Annotated in this window: 18 protein-coding genes; 6 read left to right on the top strand and 12 right to left on the bottom strand. The window is 56.1% G+C overall.

Features of this window, described 5'->3' with window-relative positions; translation table 11 throughout:
* Positions 1-106 precede the first annotated feature (106 nt).
* Complete coding sequence (locus H6F57_RS07355; protein ID WP_190625626.1) at positions 107-973, bottom strand: hypothetical protein; 867 nt, start codon at positions 971-973, stop codon at positions 107-109.
* 108 nt (positions 974-1,081) lie between these two features.
* The gene (locus tag H6F57_RS07350; RefSeq protein ID WP_190625625.1) at positions 1,082-1,333 is read right to left on the bottom strand and encodes a hypothetical protein; all 252 of its coding nucleotides are present in this window, start codon (positions 1,331-1,333) and stop codon (positions 1,082-1,084) included.
* A 289-nt stretch (positions 1,334-1,622) separates the two neighbouring features.
* On the opposite strand from H6F57_RS07350, the gene thrC reads away from it, so the two are divergent.
* Positions 1,623-2,735, top strand: coding sequence for a threonine synthase (gene thrC, locus H6F57_RS07345; protein ID WP_190625624.1), 1,113 nt, complete (start codon positions 1,623-1,625; stop codon positions 2,733-2,735).
* A gap of 158 nt (positions 2,736-2,893) precedes the next feature.
* Here the strand turns inward: thrC and H6F57_RS07340 are convergent, their stop codons facing one another.
* On the bottom strand, positions 2,894-3,847 hold the full coding sequence (locus H6F57_RS07340) for a LysR family transcriptional regulator (protein ID WP_190625623.1): 954 nt from the start codon (positions 3,845-3,847) through the stop codon (positions 2,894-2,896).
* A gap of 412 nt (positions 3,848-4,259) precedes the next feature.
* Here H6F57_RS07340 and H6F57_RS07335 point away from each other — a divergent pair, with 412 nt between their 5' ends.
* Positions 4,260-5,066 (top strand): DUF4114 domain-containing protein, encoded by an 807-nt coding sequence (locus H6F57_RS07335; protein ID WP_190625622.1) that lies wholly within the window; start codon positions 4,260-4,262, stop codon positions 5,064-5,066.
* 90 nt (positions 5,067-5,156) lie between these two features.
* On the opposite strand, the gene H6F57_RS07330 is transcribed toward H6F57_RS07335, so the two are convergent.
* On the bottom strand, positions 5,157-5,969 hold the full coding sequence (locus H6F57_RS07330; RefSeq protein ID WP_190625621.1) for a TIGR01548 family HAD-type hydrolase: 813 nt from the start codon (positions 5,967-5,969) through the stop codon (positions 5,157-5,159).
* A gap of 47 nt (positions 5,970-6,016) precedes the next feature.
* Here H6F57_RS07330 and H6F57_RS07325 point away from each other — a divergent pair, with 47 nt between their 5' ends.
* Positions 6,017-6,355, top strand: a complete 339-nt coding sequence (locus H6F57_RS07325; RefSeq protein WP_171973078.1) for a 30S ribosomal protein PSRP-3 — start codon at positions 6,017-6,019, stop codon at positions 6,353-6,355.
* 158 nt (positions 6,356-6,513) lie between these two features.
* Here the strand turns inward: H6F57_RS07325 and atpC are convergent, their stop codons facing one another.
* Positions 6,514-6,921, bottom strand: a complete 408-nt coding sequence (atpC, locus tag H6F57_RS07320; RefSeq protein WP_190625620.1) for an ATP synthase F1 subunit epsilon — start codon at positions 6,919-6,921, stop codon at positions 6,514-6,516.
* Between the two features lie 71 nt (positions 6,922-6,992).
* Positions 6,993-8,447, bottom strand: coding sequence for a F0F1 ATP synthase subunit beta (gene atpD, locus H6F57_RS07315; RefSeq protein ID WP_190625619.1), 1,455 nt, complete (start codon positions 8,445-8,447; stop codon positions 6,993-6,995).
* Between the two features lie 254 nt (positions 8,448-8,701).
* Here atpD and ppk1 point away from each other — a divergent pair, with 254 nt between their 5' ends.
* Positions 8,702-10,861 (top strand): polyphosphate kinase 1, encoded by a 2,160-nt coding sequence (gene ppk1, locus H6F57_RS07310; RefSeq protein ID WP_190625618.1) that lies wholly within the window; start codon positions 8,702-8,704, stop codon positions 10,859-10,861.
* 213 nt (positions 10,862-11,074) lie between these two features.
* Here ppk1 and H6F57_RS07305 read toward each other — a convergent pair whose 3' ends face one another.
* Positions 11,075-12,337: a DEAD/DEAH box helicase gene (locus H6F57_RS07305; protein ID WP_190625617.1), complete on the bottom strand. Its 1,263-nt coding sequence runs from the start codon at positions 12,335-12,337 to the stop codon at positions 11,075-11,077.
* A 501-nt stretch (positions 12,338-12,838) separates the two neighbouring features.
* On the opposite strand from H6F57_RS07305, the gene H6F57_RS07300 reads away from it, so the two are divergent.
* The gene (locus tag H6F57_RS07300) at positions 12,839-13,105 is read left to right on the top strand and encodes a hypothetical protein (protein ID WP_190625616.1); all 267 of its coding nucleotides are present in this window, start codon (positions 12,839-12,841) and stop codon (positions 13,103-13,105) included.
* Between the two features lie 277 nt (positions 13,106-13,382).
* Here the strand turns inward: H6F57_RS07300 and H6F57_RS07295 are convergent, their stop codons facing one another.
* Together H6F57_RS07295 and H6F57_RS07290 are read right to left on the bottom strand one after the other, a co-directional pair.
* Positions 13,383-14,003 carry a hypothetical protein gene (locus tag H6F57_RS07295; RefSeq protein ID WP_190625615.1) on the bottom strand — a complete coding sequence of 207 codons (621 nt, stop codon included), beginning with the start codon at positions 14,001-14,003 and terminating at the stop codon, positions 13,383-13,385.
* A 202-nt stretch (positions 14,004-14,205) separates the two neighbouring features.
* Positions 14,206-15,690 (bottom strand): hypothetical protein, encoded by a 1,485-nt coding sequence (locus tag H6F57_RS07290; RefSeq protein WP_190625614.1) that lies wholly within the window; start codon positions 15,688-15,690, stop codon positions 14,206-14,208.
* 136 nt (positions 15,691-15,826) lie between these two features.
* Between H6F57_RS07290 and H6F57_RS07285 the strand changes: the two genes are divergently transcribed.
* Positions 15,827-16,786 (top strand): alpha/beta fold hydrolase, encoded by a 960-nt coding sequence (locus H6F57_RS07285; RefSeq protein ID WP_190625613.1) that lies wholly within the window; start codon positions 15,827-15,829, stop codon positions 16,784-16,786.
* On the opposite strand, the gene H6F57_RS07280 is transcribed toward H6F57_RS07285, so the two are convergent.
* The 3 genes from H6F57_RS07280 to H6F57_RS07270 form a co-directional block, all read right to left on the bottom strand.
* On the bottom strand, positions 16,783-17,415 hold the full coding sequence (locus H6F57_RS07280) for a hypothetical protein (protein WP_190625612.1): 633 nt from the start codon (positions 17,413-17,415) through the stop codon (positions 16,783-16,785). The genes H6F57_RS07285 and H6F57_RS07280 overlap by 4 nt on opposite strands.
* Before the next feature lie 116 nt (positions 17,416-17,531).
* Positions 17,532-18,704 carry a molybdopterin-synthase adenylyltransferase MoeB gene (gene moeB / locus H6F57_RS07275; protein ID WP_190625722.1) on the bottom strand — a complete coding sequence of 391 codons (1,173 nt, stop codon included), beginning with the start codon at positions 18,702-18,704 and terminating at the stop codon, positions 17,532-17,534.
* Between the two features lie 75 nt (positions 18,705-18,779).
* Positions 18,780-19,301 (bottom strand): M67 family metallopeptidase, encoded by a 522-nt coding sequence (locus H6F57_RS07270; protein ID WP_190625611.1) that lies wholly within the window; start codon positions 19,299-19,301, stop codon positions 18,780-18,782.
* Positions 19,302-19,327 lie beyond the last annotated feature (26 nt).

Genomic DNA, 19,327 nt, shown 5'->3' with positions numbered 1-19,327 from the left:
TGGTATATCAATCCTGAATTAAATGAGCCGCCAAACTTAAGCAAAACTTTGCTTTGCCAGCATCAGCAGCTACGGCCGGGAAGCTATAGTCAGGAGTGCCAAATAGCTAGAGGGCACTCACCATGGGAGCCCCGACAGTGCGAGTGTAGTCTCTACCGTCGTAGGTCAGCACTACCATGGGCTCTTGCCCAGACATATCCACCGACTTAAGTTTGATGCGGCCGCCCGCCAGCATGTCGCCCTGGGCAACGCGACGGCTAACGGTGCTACCGGGCTCAGTGATAATCACGCTGATGCCGCTGCCTACCTGAACTACGCCGCTAACCACAACCTGATCAACCAGGTTCTGAAAAGCTGGGCTGCCGGTGGGTGCAACAGCGAGGTCCGTGGGGATAGGCGGCACGCTACCGGGCAGGAAGGGAGCCGGTAGGTTAGGCAAGGCCACAGTCTGGGTCGCCACTTGGGGCAGCGGGGGCAAGCTCTGGGTCGCCGACGCTGGCACCGTTGGCAGCGCCTGACCTGGGGTTGCAGCAGGCGCTGGTGTCGACGCGGCGGCTGCCCGGCTGGGACGAGATACTTTGGGGCCTGGCAGCACTACCGAGGCAAACGGGTCAGAACGACCGGCGGAGATCGCCTCTACCCGAGCCTGGGGAGAGGTAGAGCGCAGCAGGCTTGGGTCGGCCAGCCGTAGCGGTGCCGATGCCGCATAGAAAGGTTTTGATTGAAAGGGAGTAGCCGCTTCTCCAGCAGGGGTCAGCGCGCCATCGGCGGTTTGGTCAGGGACGACCGCGTCGTTAACTGGAGTGACTTCAGCGACCTCGTTGCTGCGGGAGTCGGCTGTGGTGAATCGTATAGTGGCCCCGGCCGCGATCGCCAGCAGCAGGCCCCCTGCGATCGCAGAGTACAGCTTTCGGTTGGCTAGGCTTTTTAGCTTGGGCTCTCCAGCTTGCCTCGGCTTCACAGAGTAGGTCATCGCAGCATCTCCCCACAAAATCCCCCTAACCATAGCGAATTCTTCAGGAAGTGGCGCATTTTCGCTAGGGTTAGGAGTGGCGATCGCCGGTTACAGCGTCATTAATATCTAGACAGACGGTGCTACAACACTGTCAGGATTGCTCTGTCGCCGCTGATGCTTAGCCTGCAACTGCAACAGTAAAGCCTCGGCCTCGGCCTGCAAGTGCAGCAGCTCCACCTGCTGACTGGGATGGTAGGGAGCCTGGCGCACCTCGAGCCAGCAAATTTTATCGGCGGCGGGGGCTGCCGCTAGTTCCGGGGCCGATCCATTGGATAGAACCGTTGCCTGAACGTTAGCGCGGTCTACGGAGGCGTTCATGGGCGAAGTTGGGTAGAGAATTGTACTCAGTCAGAAAGTTAAGACATTTTAACCATCCTGTCCAGCAATCAATCTTAAGTCAGGCGCTCGCAAACGGCAGAGCCGATCTGGTGCAGTTTGTAAATTGGGAGATCCTCCTCAAGACCGAAATCTTAGCCTCGTCCGTGCTAAAAACACAGCGCTTGATCGGTTGAGGTCAAGGCTCACGGTAAACTAAAAGACAAAGACTGAGTCTTGAGCTAGGTCTCGCTCATCACTTTTAGCCTTCCATCCTACCTGCCAACCTACCGTGACCCTAAGCGTAAACCCTGCCGCCACCGCCGTTTCCCGCTCTTTCGCCGCCGGGCTCCAGCCCTGGCCAGGGCTGATTGAAGCCTATCGAAGCTACCTACCCGTCTCCGACCGGACCCCGGTGGTTACCCTGTGCGAGGGCAACACCCCGTTAATTCCTATGCCAGTCTTGGCCCAACACATTGGTAAAGATGTGAAGGTGTGGGTCAAGTATGACGGCCTCAACCCCACCGGTAGTTTTAAGGATCGGGGCATGACCATGGCCATCTCCAAGGCCAAAGAGGCCGGAGCCGAAGCGGTGATTTGTGCCAGCACAGGCAACACCTCGGCCTCGGCGGCCGCCTACGCCCGCCGAGGGGGCATGCGAGCCTTTGTGCTAATTCCCGATGGTTATGTGGCGCTCGGTAAGCTAGCCCAGGCCTTGCTCTATGGAGCCGAAGTGCTAGCTATCAACGGCAACTTTGACGATGCTCTCGCCATGGTGCAGGAATTGGCGAAGGATTACCCCATTACTTTAGTGAACTCAGTCAACCCCTACCGCCTAGAGGGGCAGAAGACCGGAGCTTTTGAGATCGTTGACGCTATGGGCGATGCCCCTGATTGGCTGTGCATTCCAGTGGGCAATGCAGGCAACATTACCGCTTACTGGATGGGGTTTTGTGAGTACCACCAGCAGCGAAAATGCAGTCGCCTACCCCGCATGATGGGCTTTCAGGCCGCTGGGGCCGCCCCCCTAGTCAATGGTCACGTTGTGCGCGACCCACAGACCCTCGCCACCGCTATTCGCATTGGCAACCCCGCCAGTTGGACTAAAGCCGAAGCCGTGCGCGATGCTAGCCAGGGTGAGTTTAACGCCGTTACCGATGCAGAAATTCTAGATGCTTACCGCCTGCTTGCTTTAGAGGGGGTGTTCTGTGAACCCGCTAGTGCCGCTTCGGTAGCCGGGTTGCTGAAGGTCAAAGACCAGGTGCCCGCTGGGATCGATATTGTCTGTGTGTTAACCGGCAACGGCTTAAAAGACCCCGACACCGCGATCACCCACAGCAACAACCAGGTCAAAGGGGGGCTGAACCCGGACCCTGATGCCATAGCCAAGGCCATGGGCTTCTAACGCTGGCTAATATTTGCTGCCGTCCGAAATCGGTAGGCGTGCTGCTGTAGTCACCATCTGGAGAATGTGAACCGCGTTCAACATTATTCCAGAGCAACAACGACCTGTTTGCCTCGGCTTAGTGCCGAGGCTTTTTTGTGGCAGCCGGGTTTTAGGGGCTACCGGCTTCCTGTGGCCAGGTTAGAGGAAGACTGGGCCGCTTGGGACTGGAGCCAAACCGCCTTGAGTCGTTCTAAAAAGGCATAGACCGGCGGAGGCAAGAGCGCATCCCGCAGCACAATTACCCCAATCACGCGCTCTAGGGGTTGGGGCAACTCCGCTACCCGTAGCCCTGGGGGGATAGGCTCTGCGGCCAGGGATGCCATGATGGTGGCTCCCAATCCTCGCTCCACCATACTGAGAATGGTGGAGTCTTCGCGGACGGCGTAGGCCGGCTGCAACTGCTGATCCCAGCTATGCAGCAGGCGATCGAGATACTGGCGATCGCCATCGTCATTGGGGGTCAAAATCAGCGGATAAGCCGCTAGGTCTTGCCAGGTGAAGGGCTGGGGCAGGGGAGAATGCGGTGGGGAACTCGGCGGCAGGATGATGATGTAGCGATCGCGCAGCAGTTCCCACTGCTCAAACTCATCGCGGCTGGGCAAATAGGTAAAGCCCACATCGGCCCGCCCCTGGCGCAGATCGCTTTCCACCATTTCGTAGTGGGATTTTTCATCAATGGCGATGGCTACCCCAGGGTACTGTTGCCGAAACTGGCGGATCACCTCCGGTAAAATATGGGTTGCTACGCTGCGAAAGGCCGCAATCCGCACTTCGCCCGTTTGCAGCCCCCTCGCTTCGTTAGCCCGATTACATAGGGTGTAGAGCGATCGCAACACCTGTCGGGCTTCCTCAGTAATTTGTTCACCCACCGGCGTCAGCACTGCCCCTTGGCGGCCCCGGCTGAGCAATGACACCCCTAGCTCATCTTCCAGAGTGGCGATGGCGTGGCTCACCGCCGATTGAGAAAGCTCCATGTGCAGAGCGGCATCGCTAAACGAACCCCGGTCGGCAATAGCCACGAGCGCTCGTAATTGAGAGAGCTTCAGGCGATGGGGGTCAGCTTTAGCCATTGTGCTGTCCTACTCGACGTGGATAAGCTAGACACTAACCCTTGATTGCCGCTCAGCGAAAGAGATATTTCACAATTTCTGCAAGTTCTATAGGCCTCTGCCTAGCCCTTGATGGTGTTCTGAATGCCGCTGGAGCGGCATTCAGCCGCATTTGCGAAATACGACCTCAGTACTTTTAGCAACTTTTATTACCTAATTCTGCTCGAATTACTGAAACTTTATCCGGACACCCAGGGGATCTACTCAGGCTCTCCCCGCAGCAGCCAGATAGATTGGAAGCAAGCCGCGCCAGTATCACTGGCACTAGAGCAACTCAACTCGCCACCGCGATGCAGCCTGCTCACCCCCAGTTCCTCTCTTTGGGGCAGGTGTTCCATGTAACCCAATTCACCTTTTCGCCAGGTACCAGGGAATGTTCATCAACCGTCACCTTTTAGAAGCCGGACTTGCGGCGGCCGCAGTGTGTGTCAGCGTTATGGCTACGGCTCCAGCCCAGGCCCAGCTACCCGCTGCCGGTCTCGCCCCTGATCAGTTTTCCACTGACCTCGGGTTTGACAACCTCAAGAGTCTGAATATTACCAAGCCTTCTACCAGCCTAGAGGAACTCAAAAAACTCATCAACAACGAGGCCAATGCCCTATCCCAAGGCTTTTTGGCCCAATACGAACTCGACACCAGCAAGCTATTTTGGAATGGCGTTGACCCGGTTGAGGTCTACTTCATCAATGAAGGAGCCGGGTATCGCAACCAGCTCTTCTACACCGCTACCAATGCCAGCGGCGGTTTGACCAGCAGTGGCAAAATCTTCGACGACATTTCGTCTCGCGATAGCAAGCTCAGTGAGAGCAACGGCCCCCTCGCCCTGGGGCAAGGCGTCAGCCTCGGAGCGTTCGTCGGTGCCACTCAGCTCGACTTTATGATTAAGTCAAACGGCAAAAACGGCGGCAACACGATGTTAGGCACCAACGCTGCGGCCAACCCCAACGGGCTACAGCACGTGGTTGCCTTTCAGCACCAAGACTGGATCATCCTAGGTTTTGAGGATATTGTCGGCGGCGGCGATCGCGACTACAACGACGTGATCTTTGCAGTGCGCGGCATTCAGCACGGGGCACCCCCCGCGGAGGATGTTCCCGAGCCCTCTGCCCTGCTCGGCATAGCGGCCCTGGGTATCGGTGGGTTTACCACCCTACGCCGCCGTAAGGCCACCGTCGCGTAGTTTAGCTAGCCCTGCGGTTCTATCCGCCGGGTAGTTTTTGATATGCACCCTGATGGTAGTCGGGAGGTGAGACTCACCTCCCGTTTTTTTTTAGCGCTCTAGCGCATAAATAACGTCAGCCGTTAGCTCTGTTATGCCGCTTACCACCTCGTTAGCCCCAGCCTTTTTGAGGGCATCGCGGTAGGCATCGCGGTAATCGACCGCCCCTACCACCACGTGGGGCGGTAGAATTCCCACCCCTAGCCATCGCCGCTGGACATAGTTGGCCTGGGCCTGCACAATAGTCTGCATGTCAGCAACGGTATCGCCAGCGTAGATCACCGGCAGATCAGCGGGGAGCCCATGCTGCTCTGTCAGCCGCTCCACCACAGCTAGCAGCCCGGCGGGGTCAGGCTTGCCAGGGGCATCTTCCATGGCTATGAGCACCGGATTGTTTAGCCCCAGCCGCCGCTCTAGCACAAAGCGAGCCGACCCTTGGGTGGCCCCGCTAAAAAATCCCCAGGGAATGCGATCGCGCGTCAGCTTATCAAAGTAAGCCGCATCCACCAGCAGCGGCTCCTGAGTAATGTAGCCTGTCCATTGGTCAGGATCTTCGAGGTCAGGCCCTCGGTAACGACGCTGAAAGAACTCGACGATTTGGTCGTAGTCGAGAGCGATCGCATCTCGACCCTTTCCTTGACTCTCAAAATAGCGGTACACCAGTTCCTGGGAGCCTTCCCAGTCGTTATTCCACTGTCCCTCGCTTTTTAATTCGTCAATATCTTCCGACGTAGGCCGGTATTGCCCACCGGTAAACTCCTCTACGGTATCGGCCAGGGCACGGCGATAGGAGTTGCCCACATCCCGCAGTACGCCGTCAATATCAAACACTGCGATCGCCCGAGGGACAGCCAAAGAGGTCATAGAATGCAGACTTAGGGTAGAGAGCAGGGAAGCAAGGTGATAGAATTATAGACTGTAGTATTTTTGGAATTGCAGCGGAGGTTTACTTGTCCAGATTTGTCCTAAAAGTACTCTGGCTAGAAGGCGACGTTGCGCTGGCGGTTGATCAGGTGGTAGGCAAGGGCACTAGCCCGCTCACCTCTTATTTCTTCTGGCCCCGTAACGATGCCTGGGAACAAATGAAAACAGAGCTTGAGAGCAAGCCCTGGATCGAAGAAGAGGAGCGGGTTGAAATTCTCAACCAGGCTACCGAGATCATTAACTATTGGCAGGAGGAAGGTAAGGGCAAACCCCTAACCGAGGCTCAGGATCGCTTTCCCGAAATTACCTTTACCGGTAGTTCGTGATGGTTAGGTCTAGCATGTAGCTAAGAATCAAATCCTGGCTAAGAGGTTCAGTTTCAAACACCCTCGCTGCTAAACCTCCCCTGAAGTTATAAACTCATTCAAAAGCCCACCGATTATTTGACCGGTGGGCTTTTGAATGAGTGGTTATTGTCAGAAGGCTACTTGAGTCCACCAGCCGCCTGAAGCTTGGCTCTAGCGCGCTTGAGGCCCTGACGGGCCTGAATTGTGGCCGACTTATCTTCTGAGTCAACCTCGCTCAGACGAGCCTCAGCCTCTTGGTAGGCAGCTTGAGCCTTAGGGAGATCGATCGCATCGCCCCGCTCAGCCCCGTTAACCAGAATAATGACTTCGTTGCTGTCAACTTCAGCAAAGCCACCCATCAGCGCGATGGGCACCCACTCTTTATCAGCTCTCACCCGCATCACTCCGATATCAAGGGCGGTGAGTAGGGGAGCGTGGCCAGCCAAGATGCCCAACTGACCAGTGGTGCTGGGCAGAATGACTTCTTCTGCCTCAGAGTCCCAGACGGTTTTGTCTGGGGCAATTACACGAACGGTTAATGCCATAGCAAGAATGCAATAGGGATTATGACAGGATGTCGGGGGCCAGAATGATTCCAAGCCCCCGACAGCAGAAGCTATTTCTCAGCCTTGATCTTTTCAGCAGCTTCGAGCACTTCTTCAATGCCACCCTTAAGGTAGAAGCACTGCTCAGGAATATTATCTAGCTCCCCAGCGAGAATCTGGTTGAAAGCTTTGATGTTGTCTTCCAGAGAAACGTACTTGCCAGGGGCACCAGTAAACACCTCAGCCACGAAGAAGGGTTGGGAGAGGAAACGCTCGATTTTGCGGGCGCGGGCCACTACCAGACGGTCATCTTCGGAGAGTTCATCCAAACCGAGAATGGCAATGATGTCCTGAAGCTCTTTGTAGCGCTGCAGGGTCGATTGCACAGCACGAGCGGTTTTGTAGTGCTCTTCGCCCACAACGCTGGGCTGCAGCATGGTGGAAGCAGAGTCTAGAGGATCTACAGCGGGGTAAATTCCCTTAGAGGCCAAGGCCCGAGACAGCACGGTGGTGGCGTCAAGGTGGGCAAAGGTGGTTGCTGGAGCGGGGTCAGTGAGGTCGTCCGCAGGGACGTATACCGCTTGAATGGAGGTAATAGAACCTTCCAGGGTTGAGGTAATACGCTCTTGCAGGTCGCCCATGTCGGTACCCAGGGTGGGCTGATAGCCCACAGCGGAGGGCATGCGGCCCAGCAGTGCCGACACTTCAGAGCCGGCCTGCACAAAGCGGAAGATGTTGTCGATGAACAGCAGCACGTCCTGCTTGTTGACATCGCGGAAGTACTCGGCCATGGTGAGTGCCGACAGCGCTACCCGCATGCGCGCCCCGGGGGGCTCGTTCATCTGGCCGTAGACCAGTGCCACCTTAGACTTGCCCAAGTCGTCGGCGTTGATTACACCAGATTCGATGAATTCGTTGTAGAGGTCGTTGCCTTCGCGAGTGCGCTCGCCGACGCCGCCAAATACCGACACACCGCCGTGCTCTTTGGCGATGTTGTTGATCAGTTCTTGAATCAATACGGTTTTGCCCACACCTGCACCGCCAAACAGGCCCACTTTGCCGCCGCGACGGTAGGGAGCCAGCAGGTCAATTACCTTAATGCCAGTCTCAAATACCGTGGGCTGAGTCTCTAGCTCGGTGAACTTAGGAGCAGAGCGGTGAATAGGAGAAGTGGTGTCAACATTGACAGGCCCTTTTTCGTCTACGGGCTCACCCAGCACGTTGAAAATTCGGCCCAGAGTAGCAGCGCCTACAGGCACGCTAATGGGAAGGCCAGTATCGACAACTTTCATGCCCCGCACTAGACCGTCGGTGGTGCTCATCGAAACGGCCCGCACCTGGGAGTCGCCCAGGAGCTGCTGCACTTCGCAGGTGACAGCAACTTCGTTGCCAGCGGGGTTTGTGCCCTGAATTTTCAGAGCGTTGTAGATCTTTGGCATTTCGCCAGCCGTAAACTTAATGTCTACAACTGGGCCAATAACTTGAGTAATGTAGCCAACGTTGGTTTGTTCTGCTGTGGTGACCATGCTTGCGCCTATTCCGTATGATCAGCTGTTTCGGTCGCTTTTAATTAACTGTTACATTCTAAAGCGCCATCATTCAGAGTATCACTAGAGCGTTACCGCCTACGACGATTGCGCCGACTTTATCTCAACCTCGGTTTGCTGGGGTTAAGGCACCCCTAGGTTTCAATGGTCGGTGCAGCGCTGCGCCTTAACCAAACCATTAGGTTGCATCGCTAAAATGCCCTGACAACACACTTGGGGGGTTAAGGAAAGCCATGGCTAAAGTGAAGGTGGCCGACCAGAGCGCTGATTTGAGTGCCCCGCAGTATTACATCAACCGTGAGGTTAGCTGGCTGGGGTTCAATGAGCGGGTGCTTCACGAGGCTCTTGACCCTCGCACGCCGCTGCTGGAGCGGCTAAAGCTTTTGGCGATCTACAGCGACAATCTGGACGAGTTTTTTATGGTGCGCATCTCGGGCGTGATGGATCAGGCTGAGGCGGGTGTGCATCCGGCGACGCCCGATCAGCTGACGCCGATGAAGCAGCTGGAGATTATGCGATCGCACCTGATCGAGAAAGTCGCCCTACAGCACCAAACCTTTGAGCGCGAGCTGCGCCCAGCTTTGACCAAACACGGGGTTTACCTGCAAAACTATCGCGATCTGGCCAAAGAGCAGATCTTCTTTTTGAAGGACTACTTTGAGAAGCGGATCTTTCCGGTGCTGACACCACTCAGCGTAGACCCCTCGCATCCGTTTCCGCGCATGTCGAACCTGAGTTTAAACCTGGCGGTCAAGGTGGCCGACCCCGACACTGGAGTTGAACGCTTTGCCCGCGTCAAGGTACCCAGCAGCCTGCCCCGGTTTGTGGGCATGCCCGAACCGCTGTGCACCCATAAGGGCAAATCCTGTGTGTGGATTGGAGTGCCCCTGGAACAGGTGATTGCTGAAAATCTGAGCTATCTGTTTCCGGGCATGACAATCGTCAGCCATCACTTATTTAGAATTACGCGTGATGCTGACTTTCCAGTGCTGGAGGATGAAGCCGACGACCTGCTGCTGGCGATCGCAAAAGAAATTAGCAAGCGGCGGCTGGAGGGGTTTGTCTGCCGCGTCGAAGTCGAGAGCGCTATGCCCGCTGATCTACAAGAGGGGTTGATGCGCGAATTGAAGGTAGGCAGCGATCGCATCTACGAGATTAATGGCCTACTGAATCTGAAAGATCTGTTCTTTTTTCTATCGCTGCCCCTGCCGGAGCTCAAAGATAAACCCTGGACGCCCCTAATCCCACCACGGCTCAAGCCGGTAGTCATGCTCGACGACGATGGCAACAGCAACTATTCTGAGCACCCGCCCAATTTCTTTGCTGCCTTGCGGGATGGCGATATCTTGGTGCATCACCCTTACGAATCGTTTCGGACCTCGGTGCAGGAGTTTATTACCCAGGCAGCCAATGACCCTAAGGTGCTAACCATCAAAATAACGCTCTACCGCACCTCCGGCGACTCACCCATTGTGAAAGCGCTGATCACGGCGGCAGAAAACCGCAAGCAGGTGGTGGCTCTGGTCGAACTCAAGGCCCGCTTTGATGAAGCCAACAACATTGAGTGGGCCAAAAAGCTGGAAGACGCTGGGGTGCACGTAGTCTACGGCATTGTCGGGCTTAAAACCCACACCAAAACCACCCTGGTCGTGCGCGAAGAGGGCGACAACATTCGCCGCTATGTGCACATTGGCACCGGCAACTACAACCCCAAAACCTCAAAACTCTATACTGACCTGGGTTTGTTTAGCGGTCAGGAGGAGCTAGGTGCTGACCTCAGCGATTTGTTCAACTTTCTCACCGGCTATTCTCGTCAGAAGGCCTACCGTAAGCTGCTGGTGGCACCGCTGGCCCTGCGCGATCGCATGGAAGCCCTCATTCGCCGCGAGATCGACCACGCCCAAAGCGGTGGCCAGGGCAAAATTGTCGCCAAGATGAATTCTCTGGTCGATGGTCGCATTATTCGGCTGCTCTACGAAGCCTCCCAGGCGGGGGTCGAAATTGACTTGATTGTGCGCGGCATTTGCTGTCTGCGGCCCGGTATGCCTGGCGTCAGCGAGAACATTCGCGTGATTAGTGTCATCGGTCGGTTCTTAGAGCACTCCCGGATTTTCTGCTTCCACAACAGTGGACAGCCCGAGTACTTCATCGGCAGCGCCGACTGGATGACCCGCAACCTCGATCGCCGGGTGGAGGCAGTCGTACCGATTGACGATCCAAAGTTAGTTAAGGAGCTACAAAACATCCTCGATGTTTTGCAGGCCGACAACCGCCAGGCTTGGGAGATGGCGGCTGACGGTACGTTTACCCAGCGCCGCCCCGTGGATGAGGAGGAGCGCGGCACCCATGCCACGCTCATGGCCTATGCCCTAAAGCGAGACAGCACAACATAGGAGTTGAGGCCGAATCCTGGCGAAATCAAGCTGCAGGGTACGAATGGCAGTTCGTCCCTGGCTTGGGAAAAAGATGCGATCGCCCCTGCCAATCTCCAAGCTGCTTGTCATCAAAAATCCCCTCTGCTTTCTCAATTGAGAAAGCAGAGGGGATTTTTATCAGTGCAGTTTAGCTAGCCAGGGAAGGGTTAACTCATCCCTAGGCGAGACCAATTAGCCTCTGGCACCAGCGCCAGCACGGCGGGGGGCGCTAGGGCTGCTGCCGCCACTGCGACGACGGGGACGCTGGCGACGAGGGCTAGCCGGAGCAGCGGCAGATCTAACCCTAGTCGTATCAGAGGAAAAGGACGGCTCGTAACCAGGCACTATGTCTTGGGTGATTGTCTGCTTGAGCATGCGCTCAATGCTGATCAGTAGAGGTAGCTCATCGTCGCTGATTAGCGACACGGCGCGACCCTCGTTGCCCGCCCGGCCGGTGCGGCCGATGCGGTGCACATAGTCTTCGGGCACGTTGGGCATCTCAAAGTTGACCACGTAGGGCAACTGATCGATGTCAATGCCGCGGGAGGCCACGTCAGTTGCCACCAGCACGCGCACCCGACCCTGTTTGAAATCTTTCAAGGCGCGAGCGCGGGCCGCCTGGGTCTTGTTGCCGTGGATAGCGGCGGTTTTCAGGCCGTCCTTAGCTAGCTGCTCGGCTAGGCGGTTGGCACCATGCTTGGTGCGGGTAAACACCAACACTTGCTGCCAGTTGTGGAAGCCAATGATGTGGGAAAGCAATTCCCGCTTGCGGTGGCGATCGACGGGGTGCACCACCTGCTCAACTCGATCGGCGGTGGTATTGCGCTGGGCGACCTCAATCTGCACAGGCGACTTCAACAGAGTGTGAGCCAGCTGCTGAATGGGCTTGGAGAAAGTGGCCGAAAACATCAGTGTCTGGCGCTCTTCAGGCAGCTGCGCCATGATTTTGCGAATGTCGTGGATGAAGCCCATGTCGAGCATGCGATCGCACTCATCCAGCACCAAAATTTCCACTGCGCTGAGGTCAATGGTGCCCTGGCTGACGTGGTCAAGCAGACGGCCCGGGGTGGCGATCAAAATATCGACCCCCTGACGCAGCTGGCGAATTTGGCCGCCAAAACTAACACCGCCGTAGATCATTGCTGCCCGAAATGGCAGGTGCTTACCGTAGGTCATCACGCTATCACCTACCTGAGCGGCCAGCTCACGGGTAGGAGTAAGAATAAGGGCGCGGGGTAGGCGTCGCCCCGTGCTCTTGTTAGCAGCCAACCGCTGCAACATAGGCAGAGTAAAGCCTGCTGTTTTGCCGGTACCTGTCTGGGCACTGGCCAAAATGTCTTGCCCGTCTAAAATCGCGGGGATTGCCTTTAGCTGAATCGGTGTGGGCTCGGTGTAGCCCTGATCGGCAACCGCGCGCAGTAAACCGGCCGCAAGACCGAGTTGCTCAAATGTCATTTAGTTTTTTGCTCCGAATGGTGCCCCTATCCCAAATCAACTACCTGGGCCCAGTCATAAGAGCAGTGAATTTAATCAAAAGAACGGCTGCTAAGCAAATTCTGTTGGCCAGCGCAGACCGGATGGCTGACGAAGCTACATCCTAGCAGATAAGTCGAAAGATTGACGCCAGACAGGCAAACGCTCTACTCCGCTAGCTTTTGCAAAGCCCTGATGAGGTCATAAGATCAGGGTCACCGCCAGCTTTAGAACGGATTTCGTCTTTAGAAAGAATTATTGGCTTAATCCGACCAGAAAACTGCCTTCGCTAACCTTGAAATCTCCGTAAATTCACTGATGGAAAGCACCGTTAGCCATTACTGTGAATACGCTAGGGATAGGTGTACCTCCATGCCTTGGGAATACGGCTCTAGTCATTTCCCAACTAGGTATTCAACGTTTTGATCACTGCCTGAGTCGTCACCGCAGATGTATGTTGAATTCCCTATCCCGTAACCCACTATGCCTAAAACTTTTTTGTATGCCAGCGCCTCGTCAGAGAATGGGGCCACGTCTTCGGGAGGCGATCGTCCCAAAGGGTCAGCCTCCGACCATCGCGACAAGGTTCGCATTCTTGTCGTTGGCCGCCCTACGGCCGTAAACCGAGTGATTTTGGAAATGAGCCACGTGGGGTTCTCTGACTCGATTGAGTGGAGCAAACTCATTCCCACCGATCGCCAGCAGGAATCAATGCGGGTGCTGACCCGTTACGTGTTCGCCGACTCATAACTCTCAGCGCAGATCAAGAGCTATAGCTGTTTGCCCCTGTGGTTTCTGTCCCTAGAGCCCTAGGGGTAACGGTCTACACGAATTTCACCTCGCGATAGCCGAACTGGTCAGCCTTAGAATTACTCTCATAGCAAAAGGAGAACCGTCATGGACAGTTCTCCTTTTGCTTATGCAAGTCGCTATTAGTTACGACTTCTTTTCTAATCTCCTATGGCTGTCCAAGTTGAATAGTGGTTAACAGGATGCCGTGGGGATATTGAGGCCAAGCTTGGCGTAACTATTGGGGCTGAGTGTCTTGGGGGGCCGCCTGAGTGGGCTCAGCTTCAGATTGGGCTTGGTTTGCGGGAGCCGCGCTAGGAGCGGCAGGAGCAGCACTCGGGGCTGCGGGAGCCGCGCTAGGAGCAGCACTTGGGGCCGCAGGAGCCGCGCTAGGAGCCTGTTGTACAGGATTGTTCAGCTCGACGTTAATCTCGGGGGGTTCTACGTTGCTGGGAGCGGGCACAACTTCCTGGGTGCGCTCGATGGTGCGCTCGATGATGGTGGTCTCGTTAGGGGGTTCTGGGGTCTGGACCTCGGGTGCTGGGGCCTGAGGCACGGAGATGATTGCGCCGTCGTTTGCGTCACTGTAGACATAGGCAACTGCACCGACTACAACGGCTACAGCGGCTAGTACCAAACCTAGAATGAGACCCGTAGAGATACCGTTATCGGTTCGGAGTTTGGCGTTTTCTTCGTGAACTCTGGCTTCTTCGGCCCGACGGCGCTCCTGCTCTAGCTGGTCGGCAGACTTACCACTGACGTAGCCGTCACGGTAGGCAACTTCGTCCGGAGTTACTGGTCGAGCGTTGATTGACGCGTCAAAATCTTGGTTACGAGGATTGTTATTACGAGTAGCCATAATATATTGGTCTCCAATTATCGGACGATTTCGATAGGTGTTCTTATCTGTAGATATCCCTTTAACTGTGCCAAATGTAACAATGTGCATGGCAAAGCCCCCTCTACCCAAGTGAATAGCTAGGCGGAATAGATGGGTACCCGATCGCGTCTCCCTCACGGAAGACGAGCTTCAAGTCAATGGGGGAGGTGCAGATGTTGTGTTAGCGATCGCCCTTGAGGCTGCCCTGGGAAACGTTGTAGAGCTGGTAGCGATCTTCGATCAGGCGATCGACATCGGCATTGGCTAGGCGCTTGACGTAGTTGAGCTTAAATTCTTCAAGAAAATCTACTACTAGCGCTTCGATCTCTTCAACATTCTCGTTTTCTTTGAGCTGAGCTGTGAAGGTTTCGCCTAACTTTTGCACTAGAGCCTGGGTGAGATCGCCACCCGACTTGTCTTCTAACGAGCCTTTCACAGCACCGTAGAGGTTGGCCGAGAGCTGCGAAACCACCTGTTCGGCCATCTGATCGGGCAAATTGCCAATCCCTGGCAACTGGCGAAACCCTTGGTAGCCGGGGGTGCGATCGAAGGCTTGGGTAACGGTGTGCTTGAGCAGGGCATCGACCTCGGGCTTGACCTGGGGCAGCACGTTGTAAACCGTTAAGGCGGCCAACCGTTGCGAAATCACCTCTAGCTCATTAACGCCACCAACCTCAATGTAGCGCCGAGAGTTAGGTTCCAATAAGGCCTTAGCGACGCTGCCATCGCGTACCAATGACTGCATTTGGTCAATGATGCGCAGCACTACCATTTCGGTAATTTCGACGGCGACCTGGCTGATGATAAAGCGGCTGATGCGGCTTTGAATGGGCTCTAAATTGATTAGATTGGACTGGTTGATGCGAATGGTGACTGGAATCAGGCGCGTTAGGGCCAGCCAGGGCAATCGCAGGGCGCTGAACGGAATAATTAGCAGAATGTCGAACCAGCGCCACAGGATAGCATCGCGCCAGGTGAAGTTTTTGTAGCGGCGATCGAGATAAATGCTGCGGGCCAACAGCTCTAGACCAAATAGCAGATTAAACCAAAGATCAATGCGCCAAAACAAATTTACAAACCCGCCGTGAACGGCAATCCGCCGAAAGAAATTGGTCTCGACTAGGGGCTGTACCTCGCTCTTGAAAAAGGTCAGTTCTGTAGAAAAGCCTGCTTCGCTCAGGTGGTCGTAGCTCCAAAACTCAGTCAGCGATTCGGTGGCGGACTCAAGCCCGATGCGATCGCGCATTTTATTCTTAATCTGCTCTAAATTGCCCGACCGATTGGCCGTCTGAAACGGGTTTTCGGCCACCATGGCGGCACTTTGCTGCTGTAGGTCGGTCAAGATAGCCTGGGCGGCAGGGGAGATTAAGCCCGTTTGAGCCACCTGCTCTTCGAGCTGCTCTACGGTCTCAAGATAGTTGGCCGTAAAGCGATGGGGCTCAATGCCTTTAAACGTTTCGCCGTACCAGATGGTCAGATCCGGCAGCAATCGCAGATACAGATCGCGCAGGGGAATGTAGCTCAGATCGCCGATCACTAACGTTAGGTTGAGCAGTGCAATCATCGCCATGATGCGCTCAAACCAGCGGGCCCTCAAGCGACGGGCATCGTACTTAGAAAATTCGCGGCGGTTCGGCGATCGACGGGGGCGAGAAAGGGCGGCCATGGCACCAGGCTTACAAGCGTTTATCTGCAACAATGCCTGGTATTTGCCCGTTTGTCATCCTCATCGGGCTGGCGACCGTCAGATTCGCTACCATTTTAATTAACACTTGTTTACAAATTTCCTTGTCGAACCCCCTATGACTGCCACCGCATCCCAACTTGCCGATAGCGCCCTGGGCACCTACTGGACTTGGCGCAACCAGGCCATTCACTACGTCGTGGCTGGAGAAGCCCGCAGTGCAGGCGAAGCCTCTCCAGAGGAGAATCGCCCTCCTCTAGTGCTAGTCCACGGCTTTGGTGCCTCTACCGACCACTGGCGCAAAAACATTCAAGGGTTGCAGGCCGATTTTCAGGTGTGGGCCATCGACCTGCTGGGGTTTGGGCGATCGGCTAAGCCCGACTGGCAGTACAGCGGTGACCTGTGGCAGGCGCAACTCCACAATTTCATCACTGAGGTGGTGGGTCGCCCAGTGGTGCTGGCGGGCAATTCGCTCGGTGGCTATGCGTCGCTGAGCGTGGCCGCAAACCATCCCGAATCTGTGGCCGGGCTGGTGCTGATCAACAGCGCCGGGCCATTCTCTAGCCCTGCTCAAACGCCCTCACCGCCCCCCAATCCGATCGCAAAGGCCATTCAAGCGCTCATGCTTCAGCCGCTGCCCAGCTGGCTGCTGTTTCAGTACGTGCGCCAGCCCGCTATTATTCGCCGTACCCTCCAGCAGGTGTACCTAGATAAAACCGTCATTACCGACCAGCTGGTGGAAGACATTCACCGCCCCGCCCTCGACCCTGGTGCTCCCAAGGTGTTTGCCTCAGTATTCAAATCTCGCCAGGGCGAAAAGGTCGATGAACTGCTGCAAAAAATGACCTGCCCCTTGTTGATGCTCTGGGGCGAAGGCGATCCCTGGATGAACTGCCGTGCGAAGGGAGCGCAGTTTCGCACTCATTACCCCACCCTGACGGAGCACTATCTTCAAGCGGGCCACTGCCCCCACGACGAGGTGCCCGACCAGGTGAACGGACTGCTGCGAGACTGGGTACTGGAGCAGGGAAGGGCGTTAGAGCATCAACTCAGGGCTGATCTTATATCTCAAAGCTAGGGGTTGAGCTGGGCCTGAAGGGCGGGCAGGTCGTCTTTGACAAAGACGGCCATGCGGCCTAAATAGGCGTTGCCGGCGCGATCGTAGGCAATCTCTTGCCAGTAGGCAAACCGCTCTCCCTCGCGCACTTCACCCCGCAGCACCAGGTTGGGGTTATCTGTCGGAGTCGGTCTTGCCCCTCGGGCTGGGTAGCGTAGCAGCACCGTCGCCTGACGGTAGTCGTTGAAAATCGCTTGCCCGTAGATAGCCCGCAACGACTCATCGAGCCGGTCAGCGGTGATGGGGTTGGCGTGGTCAGACAGACTAAACCGCTCAGAACGAATCTGGCGAGGGTTTTGATTGGGCACTACGCCACTGACCGGAAACACCGACGCCTGGAAGGTAAACCGCTGCCCAGGGGCCACCAAGCGATTAATGGCAAGGCGCTCGTTGGGGCCAGGTTTGAGGGTAGGGTTGTTGCGAATCCACGACTCGGTCAGGTTCACCGTTTGCCCTGGCAGTGCCCAGCCGGGATGGGCGATGAGAGTCAGGGCCGCTAGGGCTAAAGACCCGCTCTTTAAGGCGATCGCCAAAGGCCCGCCCTTTGAGGCGATCGCACCCCCAAAATCACGTTTGCGCCACGTCATCATCTGCCGTACCTCCCAAGGAACCCGTCCCCGATGATAACAACTCTGGAATAGAACGAATCAACAGAAATGCCCCAGCGGAGAAGGTTCCACCGGGGCATTTCGTTAACGCTAGGAGCTTAGTATTCGGGAACTGAGGCGTCGACTTCTTGGCTCCAAGCGGTGATGCCACCTTTTACATTAGTGCCCTCGATGCCGTGCTGCTTGAGAATGCCCAGAGCTTTGGCCGATCGCCCGCCCATTTTGCAGTGCACAATCAGACGATGGCCGTTGACTAAGCTCTTAACCTTATCAACCCCGTCGCCATTCTCGATGTCGGGCAGAGGCACCAGCACCGAACCGGGAATGTGGGCGATCTCGTACTCATTGGGGTTGCGGACATCGAGCAGCAGCACGTCATCGGCCCCGCTGTCGAGCACCTGCTTAAGCTCGGTAACAGTCATTTCGGAGATGTCAGCCAACTCTTTCTCTGCCTCCATACGAGCCTGGGGAATACCGCAGAATTCTTCGTAGTCGATTAACTTTTCGATGACTGGGCGCACCGGGTTAGGGCGCAGCTTTAGTTCTCTGAAGGTCATCTCCAAGGCATTGTAGAGCAGCAGCCGACCGCTGAGCGTCTTGCCCGTGCCCAAAATTACCTTGATAGTTTCGTTGGCCTGAATAACGCCAATGATGCCGGGCAGCACGCCCAGCACGCCACCCTCCGCACAGGAGGGCACCAGCCCCGGCGGCGGCGGTTCAGGGTAGAGGTCACGATAGTTAGGACCATCCTGGTAGTTAAAGACTGTGGCTTGGCCCTCAAAGCGAAAGATGGAGCCGTAGACGTTGGGCTTGCCCAGCAGTACGCAGGCGTCGTTGACTAGGTAACGGGTAGGGAAGTTGTCGGTGCCGTCAACCACCACATCGTAGGGTTCAAAGATGCCCAGGGCATTCTCGGCGCTGAGACGGGTTTCGTAGAGGTCGACCTGGCAGTGGGGATTAATTTCAAGAATGCGGCTTTTGGCTGACTCAATTTTGGGTTTGCCCACCCACGACTCGCTGTGGATCACCTGACGGTGGAGGTTTGACTGATCGACGGTGTCAAAGTCGACAATGCCGATGCGGCCAATGCCAGCGGCGGCGAGATACAGCAGCAGGGGTGAACCCAGGCCGCCGGTGCCCACGCAAAGCACACTGGCGGCCTTGAGCTTCTTCTGCCCATCGAGACCCACCTCCGGCAGAATGATGTGGCGGGAGTAGCGCTCGTACTCCTCTTTGGTGAGCTGAATGTCGTCCAGGTTTGGGTTGAGCATGGCCTCGGCAGAGAAACTGTGGCGGTAAAAACAAAAAACGGTCTGGGGCACGACCGTTTTTTACATCATTTAAGCTTAGGTCAAGAATGAGGCTTTGTTGGCAGATGATCCAATCATTTTCACAGGCTCGGGCTCGAACTGGCTTTGGTCATTGAGCTGCCAGCTTTTGAAGTCTGCAACTTGCCCTGCCATTACCGAAACAATAACGTAGGAATAAACGGGCCAGGCGAGGGTGCGATCGCACTCCGACGGCACCGCCGGGTGGTCAGGGTGCGAGTGAAACACACCAATAATCTCTAACCCTCGCTCTCTTGCCGATCGCTGCACCGATAGCATATCGGCGGGGTCAATCCAGTAGCGATCGCGCAGGCTGTGGGTTCCATCGCCGGCGGGGTCGGTATAGTCCAATAACGACGACTCCCAGGCATTGTCTAAGGCGACAACCTCAATCACAGTGCGATCGGCGGCCTCGCCGGGCTGCTCTTCCCCAGACCCACGCTTGCCTACTAGCAGCCCACAGCATTCCTTTGGGTAGCCAGCAACGGCTGCCTCGACTATGGCTTGGTAGCAGCCGTCATCAAGGTAAAGATCAGCCATAGCAAAAGATAATCGCCAACATTGTC

The sequence above is a fragment of the Leptolyngbya sp. FACHB-60 genome (assembly GCF_014695775.1).
Taxonomy (GTDB): domain Bacteria; phylum Cyanobacteriota; class Cyanobacteriia; order Phormidesmidales; family Phormidesmidaceae; genus Nodosilinea.
Note: the sequence above shows the minus strand (reverse complement) of the source record. Positions and strands in the feature narration are given on the sequence as shown.

What these genes read in the sequence shown, in the direction of transcription:
- H6F57_RS07355 (WP_190625626.1), bottom strand. Translation starts at nt 973, where the DNA reads ATGACCTACTCTGTGAAGCCGAGGCAAGCTGGAGAGCCCAAGCTAAAA.
- H6F57_RS07350 (WP_190625625.1), bottom strand. Translation starts at nt 1,333, where the DNA reads ATGAACGCCTCCGTAGACCGCGCTAACGTTCAGGCAACGGTTCTATCC.
- H6F57_RS07340 (WP_190625623.1), bottom strand. Translation starts at nt 3,847, where the DNA reads ATGGCTAAAGCTGACCCCCATCGCCTGAAGCTCTCTCAATTACGAGCG.
- H6F57_RS07335 (WP_190625622.1), top strand. Translation starts at nt 4,260, where the DNA reads ATGTTCATCAACCGTCACCTTTTAGAAGCCGGACTTGCGGCGGCCGCA.
- H6F57_RS07330 (WP_190625621.1), bottom strand. Translation starts at nt 5,969, where the DNA reads ATGACCTCTTTGGCTGTCCCTCGGGCGATCGCAGTGTTTGATATTGAC.
- atpC (WP_190625620.1), bottom strand. Translation starts at nt 6,921, where the DNA reads ATGGCATTAACCGTTCGTGTAATTGCCCCAGACAAAACCGTCTGGGAC.
- atpD (WP_190625619.1), bottom strand. Translation starts at nt 8,447, where the DNA reads ATGGTCACCACAGCAGAACAAACCAACGTTGGCTACATTACTCAAGTT.
- ppk1 (WP_190625618.1), top strand. Translation starts at nt 8,702, where the DNA reads ATGGCTAAAGTGAAGGTGGCCGACCAGAGCGCTGATTTGAGTGCCCCG.
- H6F57_RS07305 (WP_190625617.1), bottom strand. Translation starts at nt 12,337, where the DNA reads ATGACATTTGAGCAACTCGGTCTTGCGGCCGGTTTACTGCGCGCGGTT.
- H6F57_RS07300 (WP_190625616.1), top strand. Translation starts at nt 12,839, where the DNA reads ATGCCTAAAACTTTTTTGTATGCCAGCGCCTCGTCAGAGAATGGGGCC.
- H6F57_RS07295 (WP_190625615.1), bottom strand. Translation starts at nt 14,003, where the DNA reads ATGGCTACTCGTAATAACAATCCTCGTAACCAAGATTTTGACGCGTCA.
- H6F57_RS07290 (WP_190625614.1), bottom strand. Translation starts at nt 15,690, where the DNA reads ATGGCCGCCCTTTCTCGCCCCCGTCGATCGCCGAACCGCCGCGAATTT.
- H6F57_RS07285 (WP_190625613.1), top strand. Translation starts at nt 15,827, where the DNA reads ATGACTGCCACCGCATCCCAACTTGCCGATAGCGCCCTGGGCACCTAC.
- H6F57_RS07280 (WP_190625612.1), bottom strand. Translation starts at nt 17,415, where the DNA reads ATGATGACGTGGCGCAAACGTGATTTTGGGGGTGCGATCGCCTCAAAG.
- moeB (WP_190625722.1), bottom strand. Translation starts at nt 18,704, where the DNA reads ATGCTCAACCCAAACCTGGACGACATTCAGCTCACCAAAGAGGAGTAC.
- H6F57_RS07270 (WP_190625611.1), bottom strand. Translation starts at nt 19,301, where the DNA reads ATGGCTGATCTTTACCTTGATGACGGCTGCTACCAAGCCATAGTCGAG.